The organism is Dickeya parazeae Ech586 (assembly GCF_000025065.1).
In the GTDB taxonomy this organism is placed as follows: domain Bacteria; phylum Pseudomonadota; class Gammaproteobacteria; order Enterobacterales; family Enterobacteriaceae; genus Dickeya; species Dickeya zeae.
In genome coordinates, this window is record NC_013592.1 from 793,982 (window position 1) to 809,962 (window position 15,981).

Consider the following 15,981-nt stretch of genomic DNA (forward strand, 5'->3'; position numbering starts at 1 on the left):
GATGGACACGTTGAAAATGACCATGGCGCAGGCGCTGGTCCGGTTTCTTAATCAGCAATACCTTGAGGTTGACGGTGAGGAAACACCGTTGTTTGCCGGGGTAATGACCATCTTCGGGCACGGTAACGTGCTGGGCATCGGGCAGGCGCTGGAACAGGATGCCGGGCACCTGCAGGTGCATCAGGGTTGTAATGAGCAGGGTATGGCGCACATCGCGGCGGGCTTTGCCAAACAGCACCGGCGGCGGCGGGTGTACGCGGTGACCACCTCGGTGGGGCCGGGGGCGGCTAATCTGGTGACAGCGGCCGCTACTGCGACCGCCAACCGTATTCCGTTGCTGTTGCTGCCGGGGGATCTGTTCGCCAGTCGCCAGCCTGACCCGGTGTTGCAGCAGATAGAGCAATATCACGATGCCACCATCAGCACCAATGATTGCCTGCGGCCAGTTTCGCGCTACTGGGATCGTATCAGCCGCCCGGAGCAACTGATGAGCGCGCTGATTAACGCCATGCGGGTGCTGACCGACCCGGCGGATACCGGTACGGTAACGCTGTGTCTGCCGCAGGATGTGCAGGCGGAAGCCTGGGATTACCCGCGGTCGTTCTTCCAGCGGCGGGTGCACCATCTGGAACGCCGCCCGCCAGATACTACCCGGTTGGCGCAGGCGGCGGCATTGCTGACGCGTAAGCGCCGCCCGCTGCTGATCTGCGGTGGTGGGGTACGCTATGCCGGTGCGCATGAGGCATTTTGCCAGTTTGCGGAACGTTTCAACCTGCCGTTCGGCGAAACCCAGGCGGGCAAGGGCGCGGTGGTCTCGTCGCATCCGTTGAATGTGGGCGGCATCGGCGTCACCGGCGGGCAGGCTGCCAACCGGCTGGCGGCGCAGGCGGACCTGGTGATTGGCGTCGGCACCCGTCTGACCGATTTCACCACCGCCTCCAAATCGCTGTTTACGCACCCGGAGGTCGAGTTTTTGCTGCTCAACGTAGCGGAGTTCGACGCGTTCAAGCTGGATGCCACCGCGCTGGTGGCCGATGCCCGTGAGGGGCTGACGCAACTGACGCAGGCACTGGCGACGCAGGGCTATCGCAGTGGCTGGGGTGAGGAGATAGCGCAGGCTCGCACTGACTGGCAACAAGAGCGCCAGCGGTTGTTTGCACGGCGCGACGACGACGGGCAGCCTCTGGAAATCGCTGGGCATCTGGAGGCACAACTGGCGGAGTACCGCGAAACCCTGGGGACCCGTCTGACACAAACCCAGGTGCTGGGGCTGCTCAACGACGCGTTGGAAGATAACGCTATCGTGGTGGGCGCGGCCGGGTCACTGCCCGGTGACCTGCAACGGTTATGGCAGGTGAAAACCCCGGACAGCTATCACCTGGAGTACGGCTACTCCTGCATGGGGTATGAAATCGCAGCGGCGGTGGGTGCGCGGTTGGCTGCACCACAGCAGCCGGTGTACGCCATGGTGGGGGACGGGTCGTATTTGATGCTGCACAGCGAGCTGCAAACCGCGGTGCAAGAAGGCATCAAGGTCACCGTGCTGCTGTTCGACAATGCCGGATTCGGCTGCATCAACAACCTGCAAATGAGTCAGGGGATGGGCAGTTTTTGCACCGAGAACCGTCGGCGTGATCAGGGCAGCGGCAAGCTGACAGGCCCGTTGGTCACGGTAGACTTCGCCCGCAACGCCGAGAGTTACGGTTGCCGGGCGTGGACGGTACGTGATGAGGCGTCGTTGTTACAGGCGGTGCGCGAAGCACAGGCATACCCCGGCCCTTGTCTGCTGGATATCAAGGTGCTACCGAAAACCATGACCCACGGTTACGACGCCTGGTGGAACACCGGGACCGCGCAGGTCGCGGACAACCCGGCGATTGAAGCCGCCGCGCGTGAGGTGCAATTGCAGCGTACGAAGGCCAGACAGTATTAATCCTGACGACGCACTGATGCTTTTGGCGATTTTTTCTTACCACTGGAGCCTGATCGTGTTGCCTGGCGCACGATCGGGTCTTTTGTGCTGCATGTGAATAACGCATTCGTCGTGTTTTAACCGGTTAACCGAGGCAGGGTAAGCCGGTCATCTCCTCCCTCTTTTTAATGAAATATTTATTTCATTTCAGTCTGACAAACCGAATCCTGTAACGATGAGGTTGGCAGAGGGGCTGCGTGCACCGCGCGGGTCTTCACTGCCAGTGATACGGCTATTCTGACGCACTCATCCCCTGCCTTCACTGGGGTTTTTCCTGCCTTGCAATACGCTGACGACATGACGGTGGTTTCGTGATTTTGCTAACACTATTTTGCTCATATGTCACCAAAATGTTAGCTGGCACGCAAAAACATAATTTCCAGTTTTACTGAAATTGAAATAAACGTTTTATTGTCTTTACTCTAACAAGCAGAACAGATCCTGACCCCTACAACCAACCAGTGATACCCCAGGGTATCGAGGGAGTAGCCATGTTTAACATCGCTTTACTGGGTGCCGGCCGCATTGGCCAGGTTCACGCCGTCAACATCGCCGAACATCGGGAAACCTGTCTCTATTCGGTGGTGGATCCCAACCCCGCTAACGCACAGGCGTTGTCTGATAAGTACCAGGCGCGTTTGCAAACCATCGATGAGGCGATGGCCGACCCGGCGGTACACGCGGTGCTGATTGCCTCTGCCACCGACACCCACGCTGACTTGATTGAGTTGGCGGCCCGCCACGGCAAAGCCATCTTCTGTGAGAAACCGGTGCATCTGGATATCGCACGGGTACGCGACTGCCTGAAAGTGGTGGAGCAACAGCAGGTGCCACTGTTCGTCGGGTTTAACCGTCGCTACGACCCGCAATTTCGCCGGGTGAAGACGCTGGCAGGTGAAGGACGTGTCGGCAAGCCGGAATCCCTGATGATTATCTCCCGTGATCCTTCACCGCCGCCTGCCGAGTATGTGCGTGTGTCCGGCGGCATGTTCCGCGATATGACCATCCACGATTTCGACATGGTGCGTTTCATCATGGGCGAAGAGCCGGTTTCGGTCTTTGCGCAAGGCAGCAATCTGGTCGACCCGGCTATCGGTGCGGCTGGCGACATTGATACCGCGTTTGTGGTGTTCAAATTTGCTTCCGGCGCGATGGCGACCATCGTCAACAGTCGCCGCTCCGGTTATGGCTACGACCAGCGGCTGGAACTGCACGGCGAACTCGGTGTGTTGAGTGCGGGCAATATCCGCGAAAACCAGGTGGAACACTGGGGCGATGCCGGGTGCCTCGCCGCCAAACCGGAACACTTTTTCTTGCAGCGTTACCGCGACGCCTACGCGGCAGAATGGCGTCATTTCGTTGAGGTGTTGCACGGGCGCACCCGGCCTGAGTGCAGCGGCGTCGACGGTGAGCGGGCGCTGTATCTGGCCGACAAAGCGCTGGAGTCGCTGGCGACAGGGCGTGCGGTTTCGCTCTGACATAACTATATGATCCGAATAACAACATGATCTTACCTACACCCAACTGATGCAGAGACAACACCATGAAAAAGATAACCATCCTGGCCGCCGCGATGGCCTTCACGATGTCGTCCGGTCTGGCGCAGGCACAGAACGAACAGATTGTATTCAGTACCCCCAACCTGGCGATGCCTTTTGAAGTCCACATGCAACGCACTGCGGTCAAGGCCGCCAAAGAGCTGGGCGTGAACCTGCAGGTGTTGGATAGCCAGGGCAGTTCGCCGAAACAGGTGGCCGATCTGGAAAACGCCATCACTCGCGGCGCCCAGGGTTTTATCGTGTCACCGAATGATGTCAACGCAGTGTCCGGTGCGGTAACGGAAATTCAGGACGCCAAACTGCCGGTAGTCACGCTGGACCGTTCGGTGAAGACCGACAAGAAAGTGCCGCACTTCGGCGCGAATAACTACAAAGGTGGTCAGGCGATTGCCGATTTCGTCAAAGCGCGTTTTCCAAACGGTGCCGACATCGTGTTGCTGACCGGTCAGCCGGGGTCGTCGTCCAACATCGAACGTACGCAGGGTATCCGCGACAGTCTGAAAGCGGGCGGCAGCAAGTACCGTCTGGTGGCGGATCAGACCGGCAACTGGATGCGTTCTGAAGGGATGCGCATTGTGGAAAGCGTACTGCCGTCGCTGCCCAAACGTCCACAGGTGATTTTGTCAGCTAACGATGACATGGCACTGGGGGCGATTGAAGCGCTGCAAAGCCAGGGACTGAAGCCGGGTGATGTCATGGTGACCGGTTTTGACGCCGTACCGGAGGCGCTGGCGCGAGTTCGTGATGGCTGGATGGCGGTGACCGCCGATCAGCGCCCCGGCTATGCAGTCACGCAAGCGATGACGCAGTTGACCAACAATATTCGCACCAAGTCGGCGATCACCGGGGCGGACTACCCACCGACCATGATCACCAAAGACAACCTGAGCGATGCAGAACGTATCGGCGAAGCGGGCAAATAAGCGGACACACCACTCACTCACCGGCCGGGAGGCCGGTGATGAAGGAGGGCTATCCCATGACTGAACCCTTACTGGCTATTACCGATCTGGCCAAGAATTTCTCCGGCGTCTGGGCGCTGAACAAGGTGCAACTGACGGTGTTGCCGGGGGAAATCCACGCGTTGCTGGGTGAGAACGGCGCGGGAAAATCCACCCTACTCAAGGCGCTGGCCGGGGCGCAACCCCAGACCAGCGGCGATATCCGCTTCAACGGCGAGCTGCTGTCACCGCAGGATTCGCCGGTAGCACGGCAAAATCGCGGTATCGTCACCATCTATCAGGAATTCAACCTGTTGCCCAACATGACGGTGGCGGAAAATATGTTTCTCGGCCGTGAATTACAGCGTAACCGGCTGTTTGTCGATGCGCAGGCGGTCAATCAGGAAGCCCGTACGGTACTGGAGTACCTGCAACTGAACATATCGCCGACCACGCAAGTGGCGCGGCTGAGCGTGGCGCAGCAACAGATGGTGGAAATCGCCCGTGCACTGACACTGAATGCCCGCCTGATTGTGATGGATGAACCCTCCGCCGCGCTGAGCGACAGCGAGGTCGAAAGCCTGCACCGGGTGGTACGTGAACTCAAAGCACGCGGTGTCAGCGTGATTTATGTCACCCACCGGCTGCACGAAGTGTTCCAACTGTGCGACCGCTTCACCGTCTTGCAGGACGGCCGTTACACCGGTTCCGGCAATGTGGCCGACATCGATGTGGCGGGCATCATCCGCATGATGGTCGGGCGCGATGTGGTGTTTACCCGTCGTCCGCCATCAGAAACCCACCATCAGGACAAGCCTGTGCGGCTGGCCGTGAAGGGACTGTGCCGGGAAAAACCGCCGCTCGACCCGCACGGTATTGCGCTCGATAACATCGGTTTTCAGGTGCACGAGGGCGAGATCCTGGGGATCGCCGGGCTGGTGGGCGCCGGGCGTACCGAGGTGGCGCGCTGCCTGTTCGGCGCTGACCCGTTTACTTCCGGTGAGTTCTGGCTCGACGGCCAGCCTTATCACCCCGTCGATCCGCTGCACGCGCTGGATCAAGGCATCGCTCTGGTGCCGGAAGATCGCAAAAAAGAAGGTGCCGTGCTGGGGCTGTCTATCCGCAATAACCTGTCGCTCTCCAGCCTGTCGTCACTGTTGCGCTGGCGCTACTTCGTCGATACCCGCCGTGAGGACGACCTGATTGAATCTTACCGGCAGGCGTTGCGCATCAAGATGGTGGACAGTGAGCAGGAGGTGCGCAAGCTCTCTGGCGGCAACCAGCAGAAAGTGATTCTGGCGCGCTGTATGGCGCTCAACCCTCGGGTGTTGATTGTCGATGAGCCGACGCGCGGCATCGATGTCGGCACCAAGTCCGAAGTGCATCAGGTGTTGTTCGATATGGCAAAACGCGGCGTGGCGGTGATCGTGATTTCTTCCGACCTGCCAGAGGTGATGGCGATTTCCGATCGCATCATCACGCTGAGCGAAGGCCGGATGACCGGCGAACTGCACGGCGATGACGCTACGGAAGAGCGGCTGATGACCTTGATGGCCATCTGCCATGACGCACAACAGGCCGCATAACGGAGAGTCTATGAGTATGCAACAACCCTTATCCCGCATTAAATTGCCGGCGCCGACCAACGGCCGGGGACGCATCGACCCGATCGCCTTCTTCGAGCGTTTCGGCGTGTTGATTTTCATGATCCTGCTGCTGATCTTTTTTCAGTCGCAGAACAGCAACTTCCTGACGGAACGCAACATCACCAACATTCTTACCGAGGTGTCTATCTACGGCATCATGGCGGTGGGGATGACCTTCGTGATCCTGACCGCAGGCATTGATCTGTCGGTCGGGTCGATTCTGGCGGTATGCGCCATGACCGCCGCTTATGTGATCAAAGGCGATAACTTCACCACGGTTGATGCACAAGCCTGGGGCGGCATGAGCTGGCTGGTGGGGCTTGGCATCTGTCTGGCGATGGGCACGGTCATCGGCTTTCTGCACGGCTTGGGGGTCACCCGTCTGCGTCTGTCGCCATTCATCGTTACGTTGGGCGGCATGACCATCTGGCGTGGTCTGACGCTAGTTGTCAACGACGGCGCGCCTATCGCCGGGTTTGACCCTGGCTACCGTTGGTGGGGGCGCGGCGAACTGCTCGGCGTTTCCATTCCTATCTGGATCTTCGCGCTGGTGGCGTTGGTCGGCTGGCTGGCGCTGCATAAAACCCGCTGGGGACGCTTCGTGTATGCCATCGGCGGTAATACCGAAGCGGCACGACTGGCCGGGGTGAACGTGCAGCGGGTACTGGTCAGCGTTTACGTGGTGATCGGCATGCTGGCGGGGTTGGCCGGTTTTATTCTCAGCGCACGTTTAGGCAGCGCCGAAGCGGTGGCCGGTATCTCGTTCGAACTGCGGGTGATTGCGTCGGTGGTAATTGGCGGTACCTCGCTGATGGGTGGTTACGGGCGTATCAGCGGCACCATTATCGGTTCCGTCATTATGGGGATCCTGATTAACGGGCTGGTGCTGATGAATGTCTCGGCCTATTACCAGCAGATCATCACCGGGCTGATTATCGTACTGGCGGTGGCGTTTGATACCTACGCCAAAAACCGACGCGGTGCACTCTGACAGCAGGAGCGACAGTCATGAAACAGGTTCGAATTGGTCTTATCGGCACTGGTTACATCGGCCGCGCTCATGCCATCGCTTATGCGCAGGCACCGGTGGTGTATCCGCTTAAAGGGCAACTGGTGCGTGAAATGCTGGCGGAAGTCTCGCCAGCGCTGGCAGAGCAACGCGCGCGTGAGATGGGTTTTGCCCGCTTCACCGGTGACTGGCAGGAACTGGTGGCCGATCCGGCCATCGACGTGGTGGATATCTGCGCCCCCAATTTTTTGCATCAGACCATGGCGATGGCGGCGATTCGTCACGGCAAACACGTCTATTCGGAAAAACCGCTGGCGCTGAATGCCGCCGAAGCGCGCGCGATGGTGGATGCCGCGCGTCAGGCCGGGGTGAAAACGCTGGTCGGGTTTAACTACATGAAAAACCCGGCGGCACAGTTGGCGAAAGAGATTATCGCCCGTGGTGAAATCGGCGAGGTGACCCATTTCTACGGCACCCACAATGAAGACTATCTGGCTGACCCGAACAAACCGGCGGATTGGCACTGCTTCCGGCACACCGCCGGGTTGGGCGCACTGGGCGACGTGGGGGCGCACATCGTCAATATGGCGCACTACCTGGTGGGCGAGATCGCTGAGGTGTGCGGCGATTTGCACACGGTGGTACCACAGCGGCCGGTGAGTGCCGGGAGTACGGACCGAGTCACGGTGGAAAACGAGGATCAGGCCCATGCCATGGTGCGTTTTGCCAGCGGCGCACGTGGGGTGATCGAAGCCTCGCGGGTGGCCTGTGGCCGCAAAATGGGGCTGAGTTATGTCATCACTGGCACTCGCGGCGCCATCAGTTTTACCCAGGAACGGATGGCGGAACTGAAGCTCTATCGGCATGACGACCCGGTTAACCGGCAGGGGTTCCAAACCTTGCTGATTGGGCCGCAGCACCCGGAATATGCCGCGTTCTGCGCCAGTGCCGGGCATGGTATCGGCTTTAACGATCAGAAAACCGTCGAGGTACGCGATCTTATCGACGGCATCGCCGCCGACCAGCCACTGTGGCCCGATTTTGAAGAGGGCTGGCGAGTCTCCCGGGTGTTGGACGCGATTGTGTTGTCGCATCAGGCTGCGCGCTGGGTGGCGGTACATGAAGTGGGATAACCGTCGGGCCGACGTGTTGTCGATTTCCCTTTTTGGCTGACAGGAATGGACGTAATGACTACGCAAAAGCAGTTTGATGTGATTTGCATGGGACGGGTGGCGGTGGACCTGTACGGTCAGCAGATCGGCGCACGTCTCGAAGACATGGGCAGCTTCGCCAAATATCTGGGCGGCTCTTCCGGTAATGTCGCTTACGGTACCGCCCGGCAAGGGCTGCGTTCTTCCATGCTGGCGCGGGTCGGCGATGAACACATGGGGCGCTTTCTGCGTGAGGAGCTACAGCAGGTCGGCTGCGATACCAGCCATTTGATTACCGACCCGACGCGGCTGACGGCGCTGGTGCTGCTCGGCATCAAAGACCGGGAAACTTTTCCGCTGATTTTTTACCGTGATAACTGCGCCGATATGGCCATCACGCCGGAAGACGTCAGCGAGGAATACATCGCTTCATCGCGTTGTCTGGCGATCACCGGCACTCACTTGTCGCATCCCAATACCCGCGAGGCGGTATTGACCGCATTGCGTTACGCCCGTCGCCACGGTGTGAAAACGGTGCTGGATATCGATTACCGGCCGGTGCTGTGGGGGTTGACCTCGTTAGGCGACGGCGAAACCCGTTTTATCGAATCTGCGGCGGTGACGGCACAGTTGCAACAGGTGCTGAACCTGTTTGACCTGATTGTCGGCACCGAAGAGGAATTTCATATTGCCGGTGGCAGCACCGATACCCTAAACGCGTTGCGGCAAGTACGGACGCACACCGCCGCGGAACTGGTGTGCAAGCGCGGTCCACTGGGCTGTTCGGTATTCACTGGCGCTATTCCGGCGTCGCTGGATGACGGCATTACCGTGCAAGGTGTGCGCGTCGAGGTGCTCAACGTGTTGGGGGCGGGCGATGCGTTCATGTCTGGTCTGCTGCGTGGTTATCTCAGCGGCGAAGGCTGGGAAAAAGCCTGTGCTTACGCCAATGCTTGCGGTGCACTGGTGGTATCACGCCACGGCTGCGCCCCGGCGATGCCAAGCCGCGTCGAACTGGATAACTATCTGGCGCGGGCGCATGCGGTGCCAAGGCCAGACCTGGACCCGGAACTGAACCACCTGCATCGCGTCACCACCCGTCGGCAGCGCTGGGAAGAACTGTGCGTGATCGCCTTCGATCACCGCATCCAACTGGAAGAGATGGCGCTGGCTTGCGGTGCTGAGCGCGGCCGGATCCCGCAGCTTAAACAGTTGATTCTCAAAGCCAGCCAGCAGGCCGCGGAGCAGGCCGGGTTGCTGGGCTTTGCCGGGTCGCCCGACAAAGCCGGAACACCCGGCAGAGCCGGATTAGCCCCCGGCAAAGCCGGATTACTGTGCGATGGCACTTTCGGGCAGGACGCGCTGAATACCATTACCGGGCAGGGCTGGTGGATCGGTCGCCCAATCGAACTGCCGGGTTCACGCCCACTGGCACTGGAGCACGGCAACATTGGGTCGCAGTTGGTGAACTGGCCGCTGGAACACGTGGTGAAGTGTCTGGTGTTCTTCCACCCGGAAGACGACAGCCCGTTACGACTGGCGCAGGAGCGGCAGGTGAGCGAGGTCTATCGCGCCTGTTGCCAATCGGGTCATGAGCTGTTGCTGGAGGTGATCCTCCCTGCCGATATGCCGCGTAGCGACGAACTGTACCTGCGGGCAATCCAGCGATTTTACAACCTTGGCGTCCGGCCGGACTGGTGGAAGCTACCGCCGCTGTCGGCCAGCGGCTGGCAACGGCTGGAAGCGTTGCTGGCCGAGCGCGACCCCTATTGCCGTGGTGTGGTGATCCTCGGGTTGGATGCGCCGATCGAGACGTTACGTCAGGGGTTCAACGCCGCCGCGGGTCAACCGGTGGTGAAAGGTTTTGCGGTGGGACGCACGCTGTTTGCCCAACCGGCGCAGCAATGGCTGCGCGGTGACATCGATGATCAGCAGTTGATTGCCGACATCAAAGATAACTACTTGCACCTGATCGCCCTGTGGCGTCAGCGCGGCTAACTCCATTAATTCTGAGCAGAGGGAATCGAAATGAGCGTTCAACTGGGTATTAATCCGCTGACCTGGACCAATGACGACCTGCCATCTCTGGGGGCGGAAACCCCGCTGGAAACCTGCCTGAGCGAGGGGCGTGAGGCCGGTTTCGCCGGGTTTGAACTGGGTAACAAGTTTCCGCGTCAGTCCAGCGTGCTGGGGCCGATTCTGCAACAGCATGGGCTGCGTCTGGTCTCCGGCTGGTATTCCGGCCAACTGCTGACCCGTTCGGTAGCAGAGGAAATTGCTGCGGTGCAAGACCATCTCAACCTGCTGCGGGAACTGGGCGCTAGCGTGCTGGTATTCGCTGAGGTGACCGGCGCGATTCACGGCGAGCAAGGCACACCGGTGCATTTACGTCCGCGTTTCCCGGCGGCGCGCTGGCAGGAGTACGGTGAGAAGCTCAGCGAATTCGCCCGTTATACCCAGCAGCAGGGGGTGCAAATCGCCTATCACCACCATATGGGGACGGTGATTGAAACCGCCGACGACGTAGACCAGTTGATGACCCATACCGGGCCGGAGGTCGGGTTGCTGCTGGATACCGGCCATCTTACCTTTGCCGGTGCCGACCCGCTGGCGGTGGCGCAACGCTGGGCGGCGCGCATCAACCACGTGCATTGCAAAGATATCCGCCCCGAGGTGCTCAAAGACGTGAAAAACCGCAAAACCAGTTTTCTGGATGCGGTACTCAGTGGGGTGTTCACCGTACCGGGCGACGGCTGTGTCGATTACCCGTCACTGTTCCAACTGCTAAAAGCGCAGGATTATCAGGGCTGGCTGGTGGTGGAAGCTGAACAGGACCCGGCGGTGGCACACCCACTGACTTACGCGACGTTGGGATTCAATAACCTGCAGCGCTTCGCCCGCGATGCCGGTTTGATCTGACGGTTGCAGCCAGGAGGTGGGTCATGTCTGAATTACTGTCTCGTTATCATGCGCCGGATGAGCAAGGGCGTATCCAACAGATTACCCCGGCTCGCGCGGGGTGGCGTCATGTCGGATTTGAGGTTTACCAGCTATCGACTGGTGCAACGCTGTCACTGCCTGCGGTGGCGCAGGAGCGTTGTCTGGTGTTGGTTGGCGGCCGGGCGACGGTGATAACACCGCAAGCGCGCTTTGAACATATCGGTGAGCGCATGAACCCGTTCGAGCGCAAGAAACCCTGGGCGGTGTACGTCACGCCGGGGGAAACGGTGACGGTGATAGCCGACACCCCGCTGGAACTGGCGGTCTGTGCCGCGCCGGGCGCCGGGAACCATCCTACCCGTTTGATTGCGCCACAGGATATCGGTGCCGAAGCGCGTGGTGCCGGGCGCAACCGCCGTTTCGTGCACAACATTTTGCCGGAGGACAAAGCGGCAGACAGTCTGCTGGTGGTTGAAGTTTACACCGACGAGGGCTGCACCAGTTCTTACCCCAGCCATAAACATGATGTCGATAATCCGCCGCAGGAAACCTATCTGGAGGAAACCTACTATCACCGGCTCAACCCGCCACAGGGGTTCTGTCTGCAACGGGTATATACCGAGGATCGCTCGCTGGACGAGTGCATGGCGGTGTACGACCGGGATGTGGTGATGGTGCCGCGTGGTTACCACCCGGTAGCGACGCTGGCGGGCTACGACAGCTACTATCTCAACGTGATGGCCGGGCCGGTGCGCCAGTGGCGCTTTAGCTGGGAGCAGGATCACCAGTGGGTGAACAGCGCGGAATATGCCGCGCGGCACAGTGGATAGATTGCTACGCATGAGGCTTTTTATCGTACAGATAGAACCGGGTTGCCAACCCAACTGGTCATGTTGTTTAGTATGGTGAAGTCTGTCTGGGTAGTGAATGGTTTCGTGCGGGATAAACGGTGTAGTTCCTTTGCCATTTCATCGCACGCACGACAAGGAGAGGCTCAAACGCCGCCTCTCCTTGACCACTGGCTTGAGGGCTAAACTATGCCGCTTCGCGGTTCCTTCGGCGTTCGCCTTCGCTGTTCGGGCCGCCCGTGACGCTCTCCCGGAGCGGCACGGGCTTTCGCCGCGTCCATGCGGCTCACCCGGCGAAGTCGCCCACCTCAGCACAGTTTTTGACGCCGGAAAACCCGTTCACCCTGTACTTAAAGGGTTTGTCAGCAGTTGAACTCAGGTTTAATACCCCTGCCGTGCTTTCCTGACTTCTTCCCCTAACTGCCATACCGCCATCGCGTAGTGCACGCTGTGGTTGTAACGGGTGATGGCGTAGAAGTTCGGCAGACCGTACCAGAACTGGTAGTAACTACCCATATCGAGGCGCAGCAAACTGGCTTCCTGATAGCCACCCAGTGACGCGGTCGGGCGTAACCCGGCTGCTGCCAGCGTTGACAGGGAGTAGCGAGTTTTAAAGCCGGTTTCCAGCGAGAAAGTCTGACCACTGGCGGTTATGGCGACCTGTTGGTTCGGTTGCCAGCCGTTTGATTTGAAGTAGTTGGCGACGCTGCCGATGGCGTCCACCGGGTCCCACAGGTTGGCGATGCCGTCGCCGTTGAAATCCACGGCGTATTTCTTGAACGCTGATGGCATGAACTGACCGTAGCCCATCGCTCCGGCAAACGAACCACGCAGCGATAACGGGTCAAAGCCGTCTTCCCGCGCCATCAGCAGAAAGTACTCCAGCTCGCTTTGGAAGTACTCAGCGCGGCGTGGGTAAGCGAAGGACAATGTCGCCAGCGCATCCAGAATGCGGGTTTTGCCCATCACCCGGCCCCAGCGGGTTTCTACCCCGATAATACCGACGATGATCTCCGGCGGCACGCCGTAGACCTGCTGGGCGCGCGCCAGTGCGTCCTGATACTGGTTCCAGAATGCGACACCGTTTTGCACGTTATCCGGGGTGATGAACTGCTTGCGGTAACGCAGCCAGGAGCCATTGGGAATGTTGGACGGGGTGGCGGTGGACGGCGCGGGCGCCTGCTTGTCCATGAGCCTTATCACCCAGTCCAGCCGCTGCGCTTGTGCCAGCACATCATGCAACTGCTGGCGCTCGAAGCCATACTGCCGCACCATTTTGTCTACGAAGCGGTCCACGTCCGGGCTGTTGGCAAAATCGCCGTTAGTCAGCAGGCCACCAGAATGACCAGGAGACAGTAGAAAACCGCCGGAAGGGGCAGAGGAAGGGGGAGTACCGATAATTTCAGCCCCAGCGGGCTCAGCGGATTTATTGCTGCAGGCGGACAGCGCCAACAACAGCGGGAGAACAGCAACCAGGCGACGCATCAGATATCCATATAATTCTGTCAAAAACAACGTGGCGGCCATGGTAGCGCAACGTCCATAGGGAAAAAACCGAATTGTGGCGCACTGGCACACAATGGGTTATCTGTCAGTCATGACATTGCTGCCAGTCACGACCATGAAGCAGGCTGGGATGAGACAGGGATAAAAACGTGGTGGAATATTGTGATGATTGTCACGAAAATAGCTGACAAGAAAAGTCGGACTGGCGTCGCCAGCGACAGCAACCGGCACTGTTTCACCCGGGCAGGGACATTACATGAACGTGATTGGAATTATCATGTCATCGGGGAAGGCCTCCGTTGACGTTGCACTGTATACACTGTTGCCGATTATGGTGGTGATGCTGGTCATCATGCGTTTTCTGGAAGTGAAAGGTGTTGTCGATGCGCTGGTTCGCTGGATGGCACCGATTCTTAAGCCATTTGGACTCACCGGGATGAGCACCTTCGCGCTGATCCAGCTCAATTTCGTCAGTTTCGCCGCGCCGCTCGCCACCTTGTCGATGATGGAAAAACGTGGCGTGTCCGATCGCCACATGGCGGCGACGCTGGCGATGGTGTTTGCGATGGGGCAGGGCAACGTGTTTTATCCGCTGACGCCGTTTGGTCTGCACTGGGCGGGGGCGATTGTCATCTCGATTGTCGGCGGGCTGGCCGCCGCTGCGCTGACCTATCATGTGCTGGGGCGCAGATTGTCTGTCGCAGAGAGTCAGCGTTCCAGCGAGATCGCGGCGGATGAACCCACCGCCAGGGGCCTCATCGGCATTATCAACAGTGCCGGGGCGGATGCTATCCGTCTGGCGTTGGGGTCGGTGCCGATGCTGATCCTCTCCATGACGATCGTTGGCATACTGGAAGCGGCGGGCGCGGTGACGGCACTTGAGCACTTTTTCTCGCCGCTGCTGGCTGCCGCGCATATTTCGCCGGTTTTCGTGTTGCCGACGCTGGTGAAATGTCTGGCGGGCGGTACCGCTTATTTTGGTGTGGTGTCGGACTTGATGCAGCAAGGAAAGATGACTGCCAGCCAGATCAACGCCTCTGCCGGTTTACTGATTCAGACCTTTGATTTACCGGGGATCGGTATTTTTCTTGGTGTCGGTTCCCGCTTTACTCGTTTGTTCCGTTATGCCGCATTGGGCGCACTGTTCGGTATTGCAGTCAGAACAGTGCTGCATGTGGCGGTGTTTTAGCCGGTGTCGCGCGCTGTTGCGTGACACCCACGGCATTTAGTTGATGGCGTTCCCGCACTGCGGCATTTTATTCTTCCCGGCCTCGTTGTGGGCCGGGGCAATGCGGTGAGTGCAAGGGTGCAAGGAAAAGCGCGCCGGAGGGATAAGCGAATGACTCGGCATTATTCTTTTACGCTTAAATCCGTATCCCCAAAATACCGCGTCTTGATGCGCAAAAACGTACCGTCATTGATGATATTTTGCAGACCCTGATTGAGAAGCTGCTGGGTTTCCGTATCCCCTTTGCGTATACCGTAGGCTGAGCCAATGCTGAATAACCCGTCATCCGTGATTTCTGGTCCCTTTAATTCAAAATCCTTACCTTGCGGGGTCTGTAGAAAACTGAAGATCAGGGACACGGACGGGCACAGCGCACCGTCAACCCTTCCGGCGCGTAAATCTTCATAGATGGCGTCCTGATCAGGGTAACTTTTCACGTTGACCCCGGCGGGTAGCCAGTATTTGTTGGCGTAGGTTTCCTGAATGGTGCCTTGCTGTACAGCGATATTTTTACCCCGCAGCTTGTCGACTTGAGGCAGCAGCGAGCTCCCTTTTCTGGCAACGAAGCGGGTCGGTACATGAAAAAGATAGTGGCTGAAGTCTATCGCCTCTTTTCGTTTGGGGGTGACCGCTAATGGCGAGATAACATCTATTTTCCTGGCAAGCAGTGCCGGGATCTGAGCATCAAAGGTATTGACGATGTAATCACATTTTGCATTGACGGATTTACAGATAGCATCGGTAATATCAATTTCAAATCCTGCCGGATTGCCATTGACGTCTCTGGTTTGAAACGGTGAATAAGCGAGATCAACACCAATACGAATGACGCCTTGCCTGGCAAATACGACGGATGAGGTCGCGAGAATAATGATAGCTGGAACGATGAATAGTTTTTTGAACATAATAATGACACCTCTTTTTAACCGTATAAAAATAAATGTGAATATTTAGATATTCATATCGCTACCTGTGAAATAAAGAAGCTGTCCTGACAGGGGGTGCTCTTTACATTCCATTCGCGCCCGGATATTACCGGTTGCACTCCCGGCGGGTATGTTTGACAACGCTGTTAGTTAGTTTTGCTATTAATTGGGGGAAATAACCCCGGTAAGGATATGCTATGCCCTGTAAAACCATACTTTTCATGGGGAAAAGCATGTTCTCACTCAATGTGAACA

At 58.5% G+C, this 15,981-nt stretch carries 12 protein-coding genes; 10 read left to right on the top strand and 2 right to left on the bottom strand.

The genetic code is table 11. The features are described 5' to 3' along the window. The first annotated feature begins 1 nt into the window (after position 1). From iolD to iolB, 9 genes are all read left to right on the top strand, one after another. Positions 2-1,933, top strand: coding sequence for a 3D-(3,5/4)-trihydroxycyclohexane-1,2-dione acylhydrolase (decyclizing) (gene iolD / locus DD586_RS03590; protein WP_012883445.1), 1,932 nt, complete (start codon positions 2-4; stop codon positions 1,931-1,933). A gap of 530 nt (positions 1,934-2,463) precedes the next feature. Beyond that, entirely contained in the window at positions 2,464-3,450 is a 987-nt protein-coding gene (gene iolG / locus DD586_RS03595; RefSeq protein WP_012883446.1) for an inositol 2-dehydrogenase, read from the top strand. 65 nt (positions 3,451-3,515) lie between these two features. Continuing rightward, positions 3,516-4,454, top strand: coding sequence for a substrate-binding domain-containing protein (locus DD586_RS03600; protein ID WP_012883447.1), 939 nt, complete (start codon positions 3,516-3,518; stop codon positions 4,452-4,454). Between the two features lie 56 nt (positions 4,455-4,510). Next, positions 4,511-6,058 (top strand): sugar ABC transporter ATP-binding protein, encoded by a 1,548-nt coding sequence (locus DD586_RS03605; protein WP_041164274.1) that lies wholly within the window; start codon positions 4,511-4,513, stop codon positions 6,056-6,058. A gap of 16 nt (positions 6,059-6,074) precedes the next feature. Next, positions 6,075-7,109 carry an ABC transporter permease gene (locus DD586_RS03610; RefSeq protein WP_041164768.1) on the top strand — a complete coding sequence of 345 codons (1,035 nt, stop codon included), beginning with the start codon at positions 6,075-6,077 and terminating at the stop codon, positions 7,107-7,109. A 17-nt stretch (positions 7,110-7,126) separates the two neighbouring features. After that, complete coding sequence (locus tag DD586_RS03615; RefSeq protein ID WP_012883450.1) at positions 7,127-8,260, top strand: Gfo/Idh/MocA family protein; 1,134 nt, start codon at positions 7,127-7,129, stop codon at positions 8,258-8,260. A 54-nt stretch (positions 8,261-8,314) separates the two neighbouring features. Next, entirely contained in the window at positions 8,315-10,276 is a 1,962-nt protein-coding gene (locus DD586_RS03620) for a bifunctional 5-dehydro-2-deoxygluconokinase/5-dehydro-2-deoxyphosphogluconate aldolase (protein ID WP_012883451.1), read from the top strand. A 30-nt stretch (positions 10,277-10,306) separates the two neighbouring features. Continuing rightward, positions 10,307-11,197 carry a myo-inosose-2 dehydratase gene (iolE, locus tag DD586_RS03625; RefSeq protein WP_012883452.1) on the top strand — a complete coding sequence of 297 codons (891 nt, stop codon included), beginning with the start codon at positions 10,307-10,309 and terminating at the stop codon, positions 11,195-11,197. A 23-nt stretch (positions 11,198-11,220) separates the two neighbouring features. Then, positions 11,221-12,048, top strand: a complete 828-nt coding sequence (gene iolB / locus DD586_RS03630; RefSeq protein WP_012883453.1) for a 5-deoxy-glucuronate isomerase — start codon at positions 11,221-11,223, stop codon at positions 12,046-12,048. A gap of 399 nt (positions 12,049-12,447) precedes the next feature. On the opposite strand, the gene mltB is transcribed toward iolB, so the two are convergent. Then, on the bottom strand, positions 12,448-13,551 hold the full coding sequence (gene mltB, locus DD586_RS03635; protein ID WP_012883454.1) for a lytic murein transglycosylase B: 1,104 nt from the start codon (positions 13,549-13,551) through the stop codon (positions 12,448-12,450). 277 nt (positions 13,552-13,828) lie between these two features. On the opposite strand from mltB, the gene DD586_RS03640 reads away from it, so the two are divergent. After that, positions 13,829-14,761, top strand: coding sequence for a nucleoside recognition domain-containing protein (locus tag DD586_RS03640; RefSeq protein ID WP_012883455.1), 933 nt, complete (start codon positions 13,829-13,831; stop codon positions 14,759-14,761). A gap of 161 nt (positions 14,762-14,922) precedes the next feature. Here DD586_RS03640 and DD586_RS03645 read toward each other — a convergent pair whose 3' ends face one another. Then, positions 14,923-15,705, bottom strand: coding sequence for a transporter substrate-binding domain-containing protein (locus DD586_RS03645; RefSeq protein WP_012883456.1), 783 nt, complete (start codon positions 15,703-15,705; stop codon positions 14,923-14,925). Between the last annotated feature and the right edge of the window lie 276 nt (positions 15,706-15,981).